The 13,831-nt window shown below is 43.8% G+C and carries 14 protein-coding genes and 1 tRNA gene; 6 read left to right on the plus strand and 9 right to left on the minus strand.

What is annotated here, in order from left to right:
• Positions 1–327 precede the first annotated feature (327 nt).
• Complete coding sequence (locus PLH26_RS13875; protein WP_324586628.1) at positions 328–2,391, minus strand: S9 family peptidase; 2,064 nt, start codon at positions 2,389–2,391, stop codon at positions 328–330.
• 187 nt (positions 2,392–2,578) lie between these two features.
• Between PLH26_RS13875 and PLH26_RS13880 the strand changes: the two genes are divergently transcribed.
• The 3 genes from PLH26_RS13880 (at position 2,579) to PLH26_RS13890 (ending at position 3,724) form a co-directional block, all read left to right on the plus strand.
• A complete protein-coding gene (locus PLH26_RS13880; protein WP_324586629.1) occupies positions 2,579–2,701 on the plus strand; it encodes a hypothetical protein in 123 nt (40 codons plus the stop codon).
• A gap of 2 nt (positions 2,702–2,703) precedes the next feature.
• Positions 2,704–3,093 carry an RNA-binding S4 domain-containing protein gene (locus PLH26_RS13885; RefSeq protein ID WP_324586630.1) on the plus strand — a complete coding sequence of 130 codons (390 nt, stop codon included), beginning with the start codon at positions 2,704–2,706 and terminating at the stop codon, positions 3,091–3,093.
• A gap of 88 nt (positions 3,094–3,181) precedes the next feature.
• Positions 3,182–3,724 carry a DUF998 domain-containing protein gene (locus tag PLH26_RS13890; protein ID WP_324586631.1) on the plus strand — a complete coding sequence of 181 codons (543 nt, stop codon included), beginning with the start codon at positions 3,182–3,184 and terminating at the stop codon, positions 3,722–3,724.
• Positions 3,725–3,734: 10 nt separating this feature from the next.
• Here PLH26_RS13890 and PLH26_RS13895 read toward each other — a convergent pair whose 3' ends face one another.
• Together PLH26_RS13895 and hisIE are read right to left on the minus strand one after the other, a co-directional pair.
• Positions 3,735–4,547, minus strand: a complete 813-nt coding sequence (locus tag PLH26_RS13895; protein ID WP_324586632.1) for an enoyl-ACP reductase FabI — start codon at positions 4,545–4,547, stop codon at positions 3,735–3,737.
• A gap of 151 nt (positions 4,548–4,698) precedes the next feature.
• Positions 4,699–5,295: a bifunctional phosphoribosyl-AMP cyclohydrolase/phosphoribosyl-ATP diphosphatase HisIE gene (hisIE, locus tag PLH26_RS13900; protein WP_324586633.1), complete on the minus strand. Its 597-nt coding sequence runs from the start codon at positions 5,293–5,295 to the stop codon at positions 4,699–4,701.
• A gap of 582 nt (positions 5,296–5,877) precedes the next feature.
• On the opposite strand from hisIE, the gene PLH26_RS13905 reads away from it, so the two are divergent.
• A complete protein-coding gene (locus PLH26_RS13905; RefSeq protein WP_324586634.1) occupies positions 5,878–8,256 on the plus strand; it encodes a TonB-dependent receptor in 2,379 nt (792 codons plus the stop codon).
• A gap of 3 nt (positions 8,257–8,259) precedes the next feature.
• Positions 8,260–9,234 carry a DUF4249 family protein gene (locus tag PLH26_RS13910; RefSeq protein ID WP_324586635.1) on the plus strand — a complete coding sequence of 325 codons (975 nt, stop codon included), beginning with the start codon at positions 8,260–8,262 and terminating at the stop codon, positions 9,232–9,234.
• A 275-nt stretch (positions 9,235–9,509) separates the two neighbouring features.
• Here the strand turns inward: PLH26_RS13910 and hisF are convergent, their stop codons facing one another.
• The 4 genes from hisF to hisH all read right to left on the minus strand — a co-directional run bounded on the left by hisF (position 9,510) and on the right by hisH (position 12,129).
• The gene (hisF, locus tag PLH26_RS13915) at positions 9,510–10,280 is read right to left on the minus strand and encodes an imidazole glycerol phosphate synthase subunit HisF (RefSeq protein ID WP_324586636.1); all 771 of its coding nucleotides are present in this window, start codon (positions 10,278–10,280) and stop codon (positions 9,510–9,512) included.
• Positions 10,281–10,321: 41 nt separating this feature from the next.
• Complete coding sequence (locus PLH26_RS13920; protein ID WP_324586637.1) at positions 10,322–10,720, minus strand: four helix bundle protein; 399 nt, start codon at positions 10,718–10,720, stop codon at positions 10,322–10,324.
• 66 nt (positions 10,721–10,786) lie between these two features.
• Positions 10,787–11,500: a 1-(5-phosphoribosyl)-5-[(5-phosphoribosylamino)methylideneamino]imidazole-4-carboxamide isomerase gene (gene hisA, locus PLH26_RS13925; protein ID WP_324586638.1), complete on the minus strand. Its 714-nt coding sequence runs from the start codon at positions 11,498–11,500 to the stop codon at positions 10,787–10,789.
• A gap of 23 nt (positions 11,501–11,523) precedes the next feature.
• Positions 11,524–12,129: an imidazole glycerol phosphate synthase subunit HisH gene (hisH, locus tag PLH26_RS13930; protein ID WP_324586639.1), complete on the minus strand. Its 606-nt coding sequence runs from the start codon at positions 12,127–12,129 to the stop codon at positions 11,524–11,526.
• 18 nt (positions 12,130–12,147) lie between these two features.
• Here hisH and PLH26_RS13935 point away from each other — a divergent pair.
• A tRNA-Gly gene (locus tag PLH26_RS13935) sits at positions 12,148–12,220 on the plus strand.
• Between the two features lies 1 nt (position 12,221).
• On the opposite strand, the gene trpA is transcribed toward PLH26_RS13935, so the two are convergent.
• Positions 12,222–13,004 (minus strand): tryptophan synthase subunit alpha, encoded by a 783-nt coding sequence (gene trpA, locus PLH26_RS13940; RefSeq protein ID WP_324586640.1) that lies wholly within the window; start codon positions 13,002–13,004, stop codon positions 12,222–12,224.
• Between the two features lie 178 nt (positions 13,005–13,182).
• Positions 13,183–13,831, minus strand: a 649-nt coding sequence (locus PLH26_RS13945; protein ID WP_324586641.1) for a pyridoxal-phosphate dependent enzyme, incomplete at its 5' end; no start/stop codon positions are given.

Below are 13,831 nucleotides of genomic sequence, written 5' to 3' on the forward strand. Positions count from 1 at the left end.
GCACCCGACGCGAGGAGGGTCAGCACCGCAAACTTCAATAAAATAATTCAGAAGACTGACCATAGAATTTAGTACAACAAAACGATCTGACGCTGGTGCGTACCGACCGTTTTGCGGCCGGAACCCGACGTGAGGAGGGTCAGCACCCCAAACTTTAATAAAATAATTCAGAAGACTGACCATAGAATTTAGTGCATCCAAAACGATCTGACGCTGGCGCGTACCGACCGTTTTGCGGCCGGCACCCGAGGGGTCAGCACCGCATCTGAACGTAAGCTCCAGGATGCATCCTAAGTTTTAAATCCCAAATTTCAAATCTCAAATCGCTTACCTCGCTCCCGGCGGACAATACTTCAACAAATAATTGGTGAATAAAGTACGTAAGTGTTTGGTAGTTCCTTCTCCCTCCCTGATGCCATGTGTTCTGTTTGGATACGACATAAACTGGAATTGCTTATTGTATTTAATAAGTTCATTCAGCAATATTTCGGCATTCTGGTAATGTACATTATCATCTCCTGTACCATGTATATACAATAAATTGCCACGAAGGTTTTTGGCATAGGTAACGGGTGATCCTTTGATATAATCTGCTTTGGTTTTCTGAGGTGGACCCATGTACCGTTCCTCGTAAATATTGTCGTAGGTAAGCAGGTTGGTTAATGCTGCAACAGCGATGCCTGTTTTAAAAATATCAGGATACTGAAAGAGCAAGTTCAAAGTAGTTGAGCCGCCTCCGCTCCATCCCCAGCTTGCCACACGGGCCGTATCTAAATAAGGTCGCTGTGCCAATAGCTTTTTCATAGCCATGGCCTGGTCGCGGATATTGATGCCACCAATATCGCGGTAGATAGCTTTACGCCATGCTGATCCTTTTAATGTTGGTGTGCCCCGGTTATTAAAGGATACATAGAAGTAGCTGCTTTTAGAAAGATCGCCGTCAAATAAACGGTTGCTACCGGTTGAAAATTCATCTTCAACTGTAGTGTTGGCCGGTTCCCCATATACGTACAGGAGTATGGGATATTTTTTTGATGAATCAAAGTTTTCGGGGGTTATTATCCATCCGTCCATCGTTACATTATCTTCTGTTGTGATGGTGAAAAATTCCAGGTTTCTTCTGTCCACCGTTTTAATGCGCGCTTCAATGCTTTGGGTTTTCTGAAACGGAGTATGTTCCGGCAACCTGATCCATTCACTCACAGGAGGCGTGTTCCGGTTATTGAATTTATGAAGCGCAATTTGAGCGCCGGGAGAAATTTCATATGCATGTGTTCCCTTTAAAGCGGCCGGTGATACCAGCTCCATCCTGCCTTTCCCATCCATTTTGGTGCGGTACAGGTAACGTTGTATAGCACTTTCAGGGGATGCTATAAAATATACATAATTGTTCTTCTCATCAGTTGCGCTGATGGTTTCCACGTCGTAATTGCCTTTCGTTAGCAACGTTTCCTTTTTGCCATCCCTGCTAATACGGTAAATATGACGCCAGCCGTCTTTTTCACTCACCCATAAAAATGACGCCCCATTATCTAACCATTCCCAACCCCCGGGGTCACCATCGTTCCACCGCGATTTGATATCAATCCATGCTTTATCTGTTTCGGTATATATGGTTTTTGCGGATGCGTCAGATATACTGCATATGTACAATTTGCTTTCATTTTGCCACCTGTTCAATTGCTGCACAATGAGTGATTGATTGCCGGAGGCCCATTCCATACGGGGCAGGTAATGTTGTTCGGGATCACCCGGAATGTTCATCCACCTGGTAGTACCACCTGTTGCGTCCACCACGCCAATACGAACCGACGATGGGGATTGTCCTACTTTGGGATATTCAACAGGAACAACAAATGAATAAATAGAGTCTGTTGTATTCAGCATTAAATAGTCGCGTGTATCACGGGCATCTACCTGCCAGTACGCAATACTTTTACTGTCGCTGCTCCACCTGAAACCATCCCTGCACCCAAATTCCTCCTCGTATACCCAGTCAAAAGTGCCATTGATAAGCCGGCGGTTGCCATCGGTTGTTAATGCAATAATATTTCCGGAATCAATATCTTCTGCATAAATATTGCGGTCACTTACATACGCTACTTTTCTTCCATCGGGTGAGAGTTTGGCATACATCAGGGATTGAGCAGGCTTATCTTTGCCGACCTGCTTTAATCGTCCTGTGCCCCTGTTCAGTACCCAGTAATCACCCCTTGTATTGTATCGCCATACCTTTGCCGTGTTGGTGAAGATAAGAAGAATGTTATCATCACTGCTAACCTCAAAACCGGCGATTTTTAAAGGCTCATTTGTTCCCGTGGGCGTAAGCTGCGCAGCAGTAGCCAGTACTGTAACCTGTTGTTCCGACAAGGGATCGATCCGAAGAAGCATATTATCCTGTATTTCATAAAGACCCGTTCCATCGGCTGTCCAGTTTATCTTTCCGGACTTAAACTGGCCAGATGCAACAGACGCACAGCACGTTAAACAAATAATGACAATACTTTTTGCAATGCAGGAAGGGTACCTCATAGCCGGGGAATAATTTAATGGTAAATTTAAAAGAGAAATACTTATAATGAACAAAGAATTGATGAATGGTGAAATAAGAGATGCAGATGAATGCGGGAAATCTGTATGCCCATCAACTGCTTCACGTAAAAACTATGATGTAAATTGCAACAATGAAATGAAAGCATGATCATGAATGATGTTAAGGAAAAATTACGGTTAGACAAATATCTCTGGGCTATCCGCATTTTTAAAACACGCAGTTTGGCTTCAGAAGCCTGTGATAAAGGAAAAGTAAAATACAACGGCAGCAGCGTTAAAGCTTCACGCAATGTACATACTGATGATGAATATGAGATAAAGACCGAAGCCAAACGCTGGCGCATCAGGGTAACAGGGTTATTGCACAACCGCGTCCAATACAGTGAAGCAATTAAATATTATATAGATATTACTCCGGCAGAGGAAACAGAAAGACTGCAATACCAGGCATCAAGCTTTCATACAGGCAAGCGCCTAAGTAAAGTGGGGAGGCCTACTAAAAAAGAGCGCCGGGATATTGATGAATTCCTGGATGAATAATAGTGCAAGAAATATACGGATATAAAATGCCATTGTACTGACTGAAGCAAATCGTATTTACCTGCTTTCATTTTTTAAAACGATTATATTGATCATTGCTCTGCTGTATACTGTCATTATCTTTCTTGTTTCGGGCATCGTTTATTTTGCTTTCCAAAGACCGTGCTACAGTCATCTTAAGCACACCATCAGCGAATTGGGTGAAGAAGGGGCGGTTAACAGCAGGGCTGCTAACCTGGGTTTATTTTTACCTGTGGGATTGTTATTGATCTTATTTGGAATGCTGAGCAGCGGCAATGCGAATACAAAAGCGCTTTCATTTTGTCTTGGAGCGGGATATCTGATCTCTGCCCTGTTCCCCTGCGATCCGGGTTCGCCCCTGGGCGGAAGCACCAATCAAACCGTTCATAATATTGGCGGGTTTATTGAATATGCCGGCGGTATTTATTTTTTGAACAGGAACAGACATCTCTTACTCACGACCAATTTTATTGAGCCTTTGTGGATCATTGGCTTCCTGGTCGTTTGTATAATTTTAACCTCTTTGCCGGGATTTAAACTGCGGGGATTATCTCAACGCATATTGGAAGCCATATTATTTGGACAGTTATTATGGCTCAGTTACCAGTAACGGCTGCTGCTTATTTTTCCATTTCGTTCAATACTTCCTGTGTAACGCCCATAAAAGAAAAGCCGCCATCATGAAATAAATTTTGCATGGTCACCATACGGGTAAGGTCGCTGAACAACGACACGCAATAGTTAGCGCAGTCATCGCTGGAAGCATTACCGAGAGGGCTCATTTTTTCGGCGTAATTGATAAACCCGTCAAAGCCTTTAACACCGCTTCCGGCGGTAGTGCGGGTAGGAGATTGTGAAACCGTATTTATCCTTACCTTCTTTTTAACGGCATAGTGATAACCAAAACTGCGTGCAACGCTTTCCAGTAATGCTTTGGCGTCGGCCATTTCACTGTAATGCGGAAATACTCTCTGTGCAGCTATGTAAGTAAGCGCCACAACGCTGCCCCATTCATTCAGAGCATCCATATCCCACGCTGTACGCAATACGCGGTGAAGCGACATAGCAGAAATATCCAGTGTTTTTTGATTGAACCCGTAATCCAGTTCAGTATAAGATTTGCCTTTTCTTACGTTAAGGCTCATCCCTATCGAGTGTAGTATAAAATCAATTTTGCCACCAAAATGAGCAATTGCTTCTTCAAACAATTTCTTCAGGTCATCCATGTTCGTTACATCGGCGCCTATAACGGGAGCATTTACTGCTTCAGCCAGTTTATTGATCTCACCCATCCGCAAAGCAACCGGCGCATTGGTTAGCACCAATTGAGCACCTTCTTCATGACATTTCAATGCTGTTCTCCATGCAATGGATTTCTCATCCAGCGCACCAAAAATAATTCCTTTCTTTCCTTTTAAAAGGTTGTAAGACATAGCGTGGTATTTAAAATTGTGCGTAAAAATAGGGATTCAAAAGGAAGCAACAAATATAATGCAAATCCGAAGGAGTAAATATTATAGCACTACACCTCACACCTTATATTTTACACCTTTCTCTCTCATCCATAGCCGCCATGTAGATTCTCTATCCCGAATGCCTTTCCTGCAGTACATGGGTAACATCTTCCAACCTGTACCCTTTTGCATTTAAAAGAATGAGATAATGGAACAGCAGATCCGCTGCTTCGTTGAGGAACAGTCCATCGTTATTGTCTTTGGCTTCAATGACCGTTTCAACCGCTTCCTCACCTACTTTTTGCGCAATTTTATTGATGCCTTTCGAAAACAACGATGCTACATATGATGTTTCAGGCGTTGCTTTTTTGCGCAGCTCAATAATATCCTCAAGGTAGTGCAAAAAGTTTTCGTTGTGATTTTTTTCAGACCAGCAGGTATCCGCTCCCGTATGACATACCGGCCCCAGAGGATGGGCCTTGATCAGCAGCGTATCATGGTCGCAGTCGGCAGCTACAGATCTTAACTCCAGGAAATTCCCGCTTTCCTCGCCTTTTGTCCATAGTCTTTTTTTACTCCGGCTGTAAAAAGTAACTCTCCCCTCCTTCATGGTTTTTTGTAAAGCTTCATCATTCATAAAACCCAGCATCAGCACTTTCTGTGTATCACTATCCTGAACGATAGCCGGTACCAATCCATCGTTGTATTTTTTAAAATCGATATTCATGTTCATTATTGAGCGGCAAAGATATAAAATAAGGAATAGCCGGAAATGCAGCAATAAAGACGGGGCATTTCAAACTTTCATATTCCTAAAAACATGCATTGCGTAGGGCACAGACCCCTCCTTAGACCGGGGTAACAAACCGCAGGATGAGGATTGGGCATGGTAAAAATATTTAGCGATGTAATGCTGTTGAACTCTTTCCTTACAGATCGTAATAATGCAGTACCCCCGGAATATGGCGTTAAATAGACCAATCCCAGGTTCTTTACTGCTACAAAAGCAACTCCTGAGGACGCATTTCACCTGCTTCCATAAAAAGTATCATTTGTCAACGCCTACGTGTTTACCCTTAATAGTTTGTTAATCATGGTCTTACAATTTACTGCAACATTAATACTTCAAAACGGGCATAAACAGCCGAAAAAAAAATACAGGATCGTACAATAATTAACTAAAATAAATATCTTGTAGCTCTTTCTTTGAACTTCATGAAGCACCCGATCCGTGTGAAAAGCCATGCCAAAAACTCCGGCATAACCACAAAGGTTGTCCGTTCGTATCATTTTAAATGTGAATACTGGCATGCGCAATCTCAGAACAACATATTGTTTTGTAAAAGGATTTTTATTGTTTTGCTCCTTACCATGCATTTACACTGCAAATGCCCAAACCATTGGTGTAGGCATCCATATTGTAAACAACATGCAAATTCCGGTTAGCAATGCTACCGTTGAAATAAACGGGCGGCGCGTACTCGCCGATTCATCCGGAAAATTGAGACAGGTTCTCACAAAAGGGAATTACCTGATGGAGGCCAGCGCGGTTGGCTATTACAGCCGTTTGCTGCACATCAACCTGCTTTCCGATACTACCATCAATATAATGCTTATTCAAAAAGAAAACGAACTCAGCAATGTTGTTGTTACTGCAGAAAAAAGCAGCAGCCAAAATGAAATGGGCTTCTATTCTTTAAATATTGATGAACTGAAAAAGCTGCCTGTTATTCTGGGCGAAACAGACCCTTTAAAAACAATTACGCTGTTGCCCGGTGTAAAAAGCGGGGGAGAAGCGGGTTCAGGCATATATGTAAGAGGCGGGGGACCCGATCAGAACCTGGTTCTTTTGGATGATATCCCGGTTTACAATCCAAACCACCTTTTGGGTTTTTTCAGCGTATTTAACGGCGAAGCCATAAAAAGTGTAAGTGTTAAAAAAGGCGATATGAATGCCGCCTATGGCGGCAGGCTCAGCAGCGTCATATCAATTGACACCCGTGAAGGCGATAAAGATTCACTGAAAATCAGCGGAGGTATCGGTTTGATATCCTCTAAACTTTCGATAGAAGGGCCTCTGGTTAAAAGCAAAGCATCTTTCATTATAAGTGGCCGCAGAACCTATATTGACCAGGTAGCAAAAGTCTTTGCAAAGAAAAAGATCGGCAACAACGGATATTATTTCTATGATATAAATGCAAAAGCCGGTTATGAAATAAGCCACAACAACAAGTTGCTATTTACTTTTTATAACGGGCAGGATAAATTTTCCTACACCGACGATAAAAACAATTTATTCAACGCCGACTGGGGAAACAGCATTGCCGGCCTCACCTGGAAGCAACAAATGCTGCGGGGAAAACTAAAACAATCCTTTTCAATGGTGTATAATGCGTTTAACCTGGACAGTTACTACGGGTATGATCTCTCGGATTATGTTTTTACATCTGCTGTAAATGATTACCAGGTTAAAAACGACTGGAACTATTCGCCGTCCCGTAAACTTAGCTTCAACTGGGGCTTTCAGTACATCTGGCACCGGTTCAAACCGGGCGCAGGCGATATTACAAAAGGGATCCAGGAGTTTAAAACAAAAATAAACAATCAGTTTGCCAGGGAAGCAGCTGTTTATCTGAGTTCAAATTTCAGGATAAGCAGGCGCCTTAGTGCCACAACCGGTTTAAGATACAGTTATTTTAACCAGGTAGGTCCCACTGAACGGGTAATATACGATAACAATGGCAACCCGACGGGTGAAACTGAATCATACAGGAAAGGTGAAAGCATAGCGCGTTACCAATACCCTGAACCCCGCTTAAACCTGGATTACAGAATATCATCTCTATCAAGCATAAAGCTTTCGTACACCAAAACCATCCAGTACCTGCATTTGGCCACTACCAGCGGTGCAACCTTTCCCAGCGACGTATGGATACCGGCCGGGCAGATTGTTCAGCCCGGTATTGCACAGCAGGTTTCGATAGGCTATTTCAGGAGTACGCTCAACAACATGTACCAGTTCAACCTGGAAGCCTATTATAAAAAGCTGCACAACCAGATAGAATTTAAGCAGGGGGCCCAGCTATTGCTCAACCAGAATATTGAAGGCGAAATGATGTTCGGACAGGGCAAAGCATATGGAATAGAATTGTATGCCGAAAAGAAAAAAGGAAAATTAACAGGCTGGGTAGGCTACACACTAAGCAAAACACAAAGGAAGTATGCTGAAATGAACAACGGCAAACCGTTTCCTTACCGCTACGACAGGACACACGACCTGAGCATCGTTGGCAATTATACCCTGAGCGGGCAATGGAACTTTTCGACAGTTTTTGTGTTTGGCACCGGCAACGCACTTACCATGCCTACAGGAAGGGTTAATTATAATGTGGGATACAACGTAAGCCAGCGCACTGCATCGTTCACCAGCATGAACCAGTATGAGGAGATCAATAACTATCGCCTGCCTTCGTATCACCGCCTTGATATTTGCGCTACCTATACGCCGAGGACAAAGAAAAAAAAGCGGTTCAGCAGCAGTTGGAATTTCAATATATACAATGTATATAACCGGCAAAACCCCTATTTTATTTATATGGACATCGATCAATCTGAAAGATCCCTGCAGGGGAAAATGGTGTACCTCTTTCCCATTACTCCTGCTATCGGATGGAATTTTAAATTCTGAGGTATGAATGATTCAAAGAATACGCTGCATTTTTACCAGCCGGTAAACCCAAACAAATTAAATTACCGCATCTGTAACCCGGCCCTGAACATGGCAATGGCTGGCATGCTGCTGCTTTTTACAGGTTGTGAAAAAAACTTTGATATAGGTCTTGACCACAACGAGCCTCTACTGGTAGTGGAAGCCTACATTAACACTGGAATACCAGAATACAACTATGTGATCCTCAGCAAAAGCCAAACCACCGAAAATACCGAAATCACCGGCATCCCGGTAAAAAATGCCCTCGTTAAAATATCAGAAGGCAGCTTGATGCAGAACAACACGATTGTATGGGACACGAACTCCACTGTAATTTTAAAAGAAACCACGCTCCCCAACGTACCGGCAGGTATCAGCAACGGGATCTATACCGACCCCAAACTGCAAACCGACCCTGCACAGGCCCTGCAGGGAATTTCAGGGAAATATTATTTGCTGGAGATTGAAGTAAACGGAGAAGCGTATACCGCCACTACTCCTTTATTGCATCCAATACCAATAAACCAGCTGAGCACCAGCTATCATTATACCGATAAAGATGGAAGCAGCAAAGGACGCATTACCGTGCATTTTAAAGATCCTGATACTACCGGTAACTGCCAGTTGTTTTACTGGCGGCACAGTGATAACAAAGAAAGCTTTGGCTGGGGCAGCCTGGGTACCAGCAAAAGGATCATCAACTCGGATGAAAATAACAATGGCAGCTATATGCGTCTTACCAACTCATATGGGTTTGTGAAGGGAGACAGCATCACTTACTATATGGCCAACGTAACAAGAGATGTGTATAATTTCTGGGACAGCTACAACAAAGCGCGGAACAGCAATGGCCCGCTGTCTACCCCTGTATCTTTAACGGGCAACATCCGCGGAAATAATGTAACAGGCTGTTTCAGCGGGCTTGCCATCAGCAGTGCAACCGTTGTAATGGATTAATACAACAACATCCCGTAAGGTATGTGAGAATTTTTTCTTCAACACACAGACATAACAGGATCATAGCAAAACACAGCGTATATTAAAAGCCATATGTTCCAATGCGGCAAATGTTAAGAAGCCGAAACAATAAACCGGTTTCTATGACCGGATATCCAAAGCTTACGGGAGTGTATTATTTTACCGGCTGCAACAACCTGATGCAGCTTTCGTTGCGACGCTCCGTTCAGCATCCTGATCGCTATTTGCAAAGATTCGCCCCCTTCATTATGTATTTATGTTTCCTGCAGCATGCGTACAGGGATATTGTTTTCAAACAAGAACTGCTTAAGCTCCGGAATGGCTATTTCCTTAAAATGAAAAATGCTCGCGGCCAATGCGGCATCGGCTTTGCCTTCATTAAAAACCGTTACAAAATGCTCCATGGTTCCACCGCCTCCGCTGGCAATAACGGGTATGGGTAATTGTGTTGATAGTGTGCGTGTAATGTCAAGAGCAAAGCCCTGTTTGGTGCCATCATGGTTCATAGACGTTAAGAGTATTTCCCCCGCGCCCAGTTCTGCCGCCTGCTTCGCCCAATCCACGCATCTCATTCCAGTTTTCGTTCTTCCCCCATTAAGATATACGTACCATTCACCGTCTTCTTCTTTGCGGGTATCTATGGCCAGCACCACGCACTGGCTTCCAAATTCCTTTGCCAGTTCGCTGATCAGTTGCGGGTTTTTAAAAGCCGCTGTATTTACAGAGATCTTATCCGCCCCGTTCTGCAACAATACATTTACATCTTCCACACTGCTTATGCCGCCACCTACGGTAAAAGGGATATTGATATGATGTGCTATGCGGTTGGCCAGCTCACTTAAAGTCTTCCTTTTTTCAACCGTTGCGGTAATATCCAGGAACACCAGCTCATCGGCGCCCTGCCTGGCATACAAGGCACCCAGTTCCACAGGATCGCCTGCATCCCGCAGATTTACAAAATTGGTGCCTTTTACCGTGCGTCCATCCTTAATATCAAGACAGGGAATAATGCGTTTGGAAAGCATAGGAATTTAAAATTTGTAATTTATTATTTGTGGTTAGCAGCTTAATCTCTTCCTTTAAATTTCTGCCCTTTTATATTCGATTTGTTCAAATACAAAGTAAAAGCAGCAATTCCTGAGCTTAGCCTATCATATTCATCGTATAAAGTTTGAAATTCATGACTTAAAATATATTTTTGATCCAATGCCCTGTAGAGTTGCGACTTCACTTCTCCGCAAGAACCTTTAGCAATGCTGAGAAAATTAATAAACTCCAGTCTGGATGATCTCTCAAAGCCTTCCGCAATATTATCCATCACTGACCCTGCGGCAGACTTTATTTGCTCTTTAAATCTGAATTCCCTGAAAAAACATTCTCTTTGTGTCAATTGAAATATATGAGCTGAAAGCAATCTGGCATCTTTCCAGATTTGGAGTTCTTCAAATTTCAAAATGGTTGGCATAGCTGGTCTTTCTTTATTGTCTTTATCTTATAATTAAGGTACTAACAATAAACCATAAACAACAAACTATAAACCTTTCAAATCCTTCAGCCCCACTCTTCCCTCATAAATCGCCTTGCCTACTATCGCCCCTTTGCAGCCGGCATCACGCAATGCATGCAGATCATCAATGGAACTTACGCCGCCGCTGGCGATAAAATGCAGCGCAGGAAACTTTTGAATAATATTTTTGTACAGCGCTACTGCAGGGCCTTCCAGCTTTCCATCCCTGCTTACATCGGTGCAAAATATTTGCTTTATACCATGCCCAATATATTTTTCCATAAAATCGTATACCCATATATCCGTTGTTTCCAGCCAGCCTCCAATGGCTATCTTTTCGTCCTTTACATCGGCACCCAATAAAAATTTATCTGCCCCGAAAATCATACACCATTTTACCAGTTCAGCTTCATCTTTAACGGCTATGCTGCCAACAGTAGCCAGTGCAGCGCCCGAATTAAAAACAATACTTACATCCTCCTGTTGTTTGATGCCTCCCCCAAAATCAATAGTGAGCCCTGTTTTTCCGGCAATTGTTTCCAGCACTTTCCAGTTCTTTACCTGCCCTGCTTTAGCCCCGTCAAGATCAACCAGGTGCAGTCGCCGCAAGCCGGCATCTTCAAATTGTTTGGCTACTTCCAGCGGACGTTCATTGTATATTTTCTTCTGCGCATAATCGCCCTGTGTGAGGCGAACGCATTTGCCGTCTATGATATCAATAGCAGGTATGATTTCCATATTATTGTATATACTGTATGATTTTAATTGCAGCGTTCAATAAAGTTCTTAAGGATCTGCTCACCCGTACCGGCACTCTTTTCGGGGTGGAACTGCACACCATAAAAATTATTCTTACGGAGTGCTGAGCTGTAAGGAACGATATAATTGGTTGTAGCGATGGTATGCACACCTAAGGCCGCATAATAGCTGTGCACAAAATAAGTGTAGCTATCCTCAGGAACGTTATTAAACAATCCCGTTTTAAGATCATAAATATTATTCCAGCCAATCTGCGGTATTTTAATATTGCCATCCTGTTGTAGCACCTGTTTGAAAAGTTTCACATCTTCGTCAAATATATGCAGGCAGGTTGTATTGTTTTCCTCGGAAAACCTGCACATCAACTGCATACCCAGGCAAATGCCCAATACCGGCTGTGCAAGATTTTTGATCACTTCATCCAGATTCCGTTCCCTCAGGTACCGCATGGCGCTGCTGGCTTCACCTACTCCGGGAAAAATTACTTTATCAGCACTGCCGATCTGTTCCACATCGTCGGTAACCTTCGCTTCCAGCCCAATGCGTTCCAGTGCATATAAAACCGATTGTATATTGCCCGCATTATATTTTATAATTACCAGATTCATTGTAACTTTATTTTTTTTGCGGAAATAGCTCAGTTGGCAGAGCATCAGTTTCCCAAACTGAAGGCCGCGGGTTCGAATCCCGTTTTCCGCTCTCATTTTAATATGCCTTCCAAAAAACTTTTCGTTGTTGACTCCACATCCGGATTGCCATCCAGAGCTTTTATATAAGCGCTCCCGATAATAGCGCCACTGGCGTATTTGCAGGCCGATTGAAAGGTGGCTTTATCTTTTATGCCAAAACCTACCAACACAGGATTCTTCAACTGCATATCCTGCAGCCTTTGTAAATACAATTCCACTTCCGCAAAGTTTTTGTCTTTACCAGTGGTTGATGAAGAAGAAACCGCGTAAATAAAGCCTGTACTCAATGCATCAATCTTCCTGATTCTCTCTCCCGAAGTTTCAGGCGTAACCAAAAAGATAAAATCCAATCCGTACTTTCTCATCACGGAGCCATATTCGGTTTCAAATTCGCGGATAGGCAGGTCGGGCAATATCAATCCGTCAACTCCTGCTGCCGAAGCATCAGCACAAAATTTTTCAAACCCGTATTGCAAAACGGGATTCATATAACCCATCAAAATCACAGGAACCGTGATACTGCTACCGGCCATATCCCGCATCTTTTTTAATTGCTCAAAAAGCACTTTAATGGTCATGCCATTCTGCAATGCCACGCCGCCGCTCTCCTGTATAACCGGGCCATCGGCCAACGGGTCGCTGTAAGGCATGCCCAGTTCAATGATGTCCGCACCATTTTCCTGCAGGGCTTTCATCACCTTTAATGTACTATCCGGTTGCGGATAGCCAGCGGTACAGTAAATATTCAGCACTTTACCACTTTTCGTTTTAAACAGATCCTGTATTCTACTCATTTTGGATTTCTGATTTGAGATTTTTTGATTTGAGATGGGAGCATGGATCTTTGTCAAAACTCAGCTTATCAACGCACTTACCCCGTCCGAACGCCCGTCTGACCAGATTCGGGCAGGGTGTTCAGCCCCGCCTGAATAGCGCAGGCGGGCAGGCGGGCGGGCACTCACCACTCACCACTTACTCCCCCTCCCCCATCGCTTTCATATACGCCGCCATATCCTTATCGCCCCTGCCGCTCAGGCAAACTACTACAGTATCCCTTGTTGTGAGATGCAACTGATGGAGTCCTGCTATGGCATGTGCGCTTTCCAAAGCGGGTATGATCCCTTCAAGGCGGGTGAGCTCAAAGGCCGCATCTATAGCTTCCTTATCCGTAGCACTTAAAAATAAGGCCCGCCCGGTTTCATACAAATGCGCATGCAAAGGGCCTATACCCGGATAATCCAACCCTGCTGAGATGCTGTGCGGCTCCACTACCTGCCCGTCTTCGGTTTGCATTACCAGGCTTTTACTGCCATGCAAAATACCTGACTTACCCAATTGGGTGGTTGCTGCGCTCATACCGCTCCTCAAACCACAGCCAGCCGCTTCCACAGCAACCAATTGCACCGCAAATTCTTCCAGGTAATGATAAAATGCACCGGCCGCATTGCTGCCGCCGCCTACGCAAGCCACCACATGCGTGGGGAGCTCACTGCCGGTATGCTCTTTTAGCTGCCAGCGTATTTCTTCACTGATAATGCTCTGGAACCTTGCCACCATATCGGGATAAGGATGCGGTCCTACCACGCTGCCTATAATATAATGCGTATCTACCGGGTTGTTG

The sequence above is a fragment of the Agriterribacter sp. genome (genome assembly GCF_035444585.1).
Taxonomy (GTDB): Bacteria; Bacteroidota; Bacteroidia; order Chitinophagales; family Chitinophagaceae; genus Agriterribacter.

Coding starts and splice junctions, on each gene's coding strand:
- hisF (WP_324586636.1), bottom strand. CDS start 10,280: ATGCTTTCCAAACGCATTATTCCCTGTCTTGATATTAAGGATGGACGC.
- PLH26_RS13905 (WP_324586634.1), top strand. CDS start 5,878: ATGCGCAATCTCAGAACAACATATTGTTTTGTAAAAGGATTTTTATTG.
- PLH26_RS13895 (WP_324586632.1), bottom strand. CDS start 4,547: ATGTCTTACAACCTTTTAAAAGGAAAGAAAGGAATTATTTTTGGTGCG.
- PLH26_RS13885 (WP_324586630.1), top strand. CDS start 2,704: ATGAATGATGTTAAGGAAAAATTACGGTTAGACAAATATCTCTGGGCT.
- trpA (WP_324586640.1), bottom strand. CDS start 13,004: ATGAGTAGAATACAGGATCTGTTTAAAACGAAAAGTGGTAAAGTGCTG.
- PLH26_RS13910 (WP_324586635.1), top strand. CDS start 8,260: ATGAATGATTCAAAGAATACGCTGCATTTTTACCAGCCGGTAAACCCA.
- PLH26_RS13920 (WP_324586637.1), bottom strand. CDS start 10,720: ATGCCAACCATTTTGAAATTTGAAGAACTCCAAATCTGGAAAGATGCC.
- PLH26_RS13875 (WP_324586628.1), bottom strand. CDS start 2,391: ATGCTTCTTCGGATCGATCCCTTGTCGGAACAACAGGTTACAGTACTG.
- PLH26_RS13880 (WP_324586629.1), top strand. CDS start 2,579: ATGAACAAAGAATTGATGAATGGTGAAATAAGAGATGCAGATGAATGC.
- hisIE (WP_324586633.1), bottom strand. CDS start 5,295: ATGAATATCGATTTTAAAAAATACAACGATGGATTGGTACCGGCTATC.
- hisH (WP_324586639.1), bottom strand. CDS start 12,129: ATGAATCTGGTAATTATAAAATATAATGCGGGCAATATACAATCGGTT.
- hisA (WP_324586638.1), bottom strand. CDS start 11,500: ATGGAAATCATACCTGCTATTGATATCATAGACGGCAAATGCGTTCGC.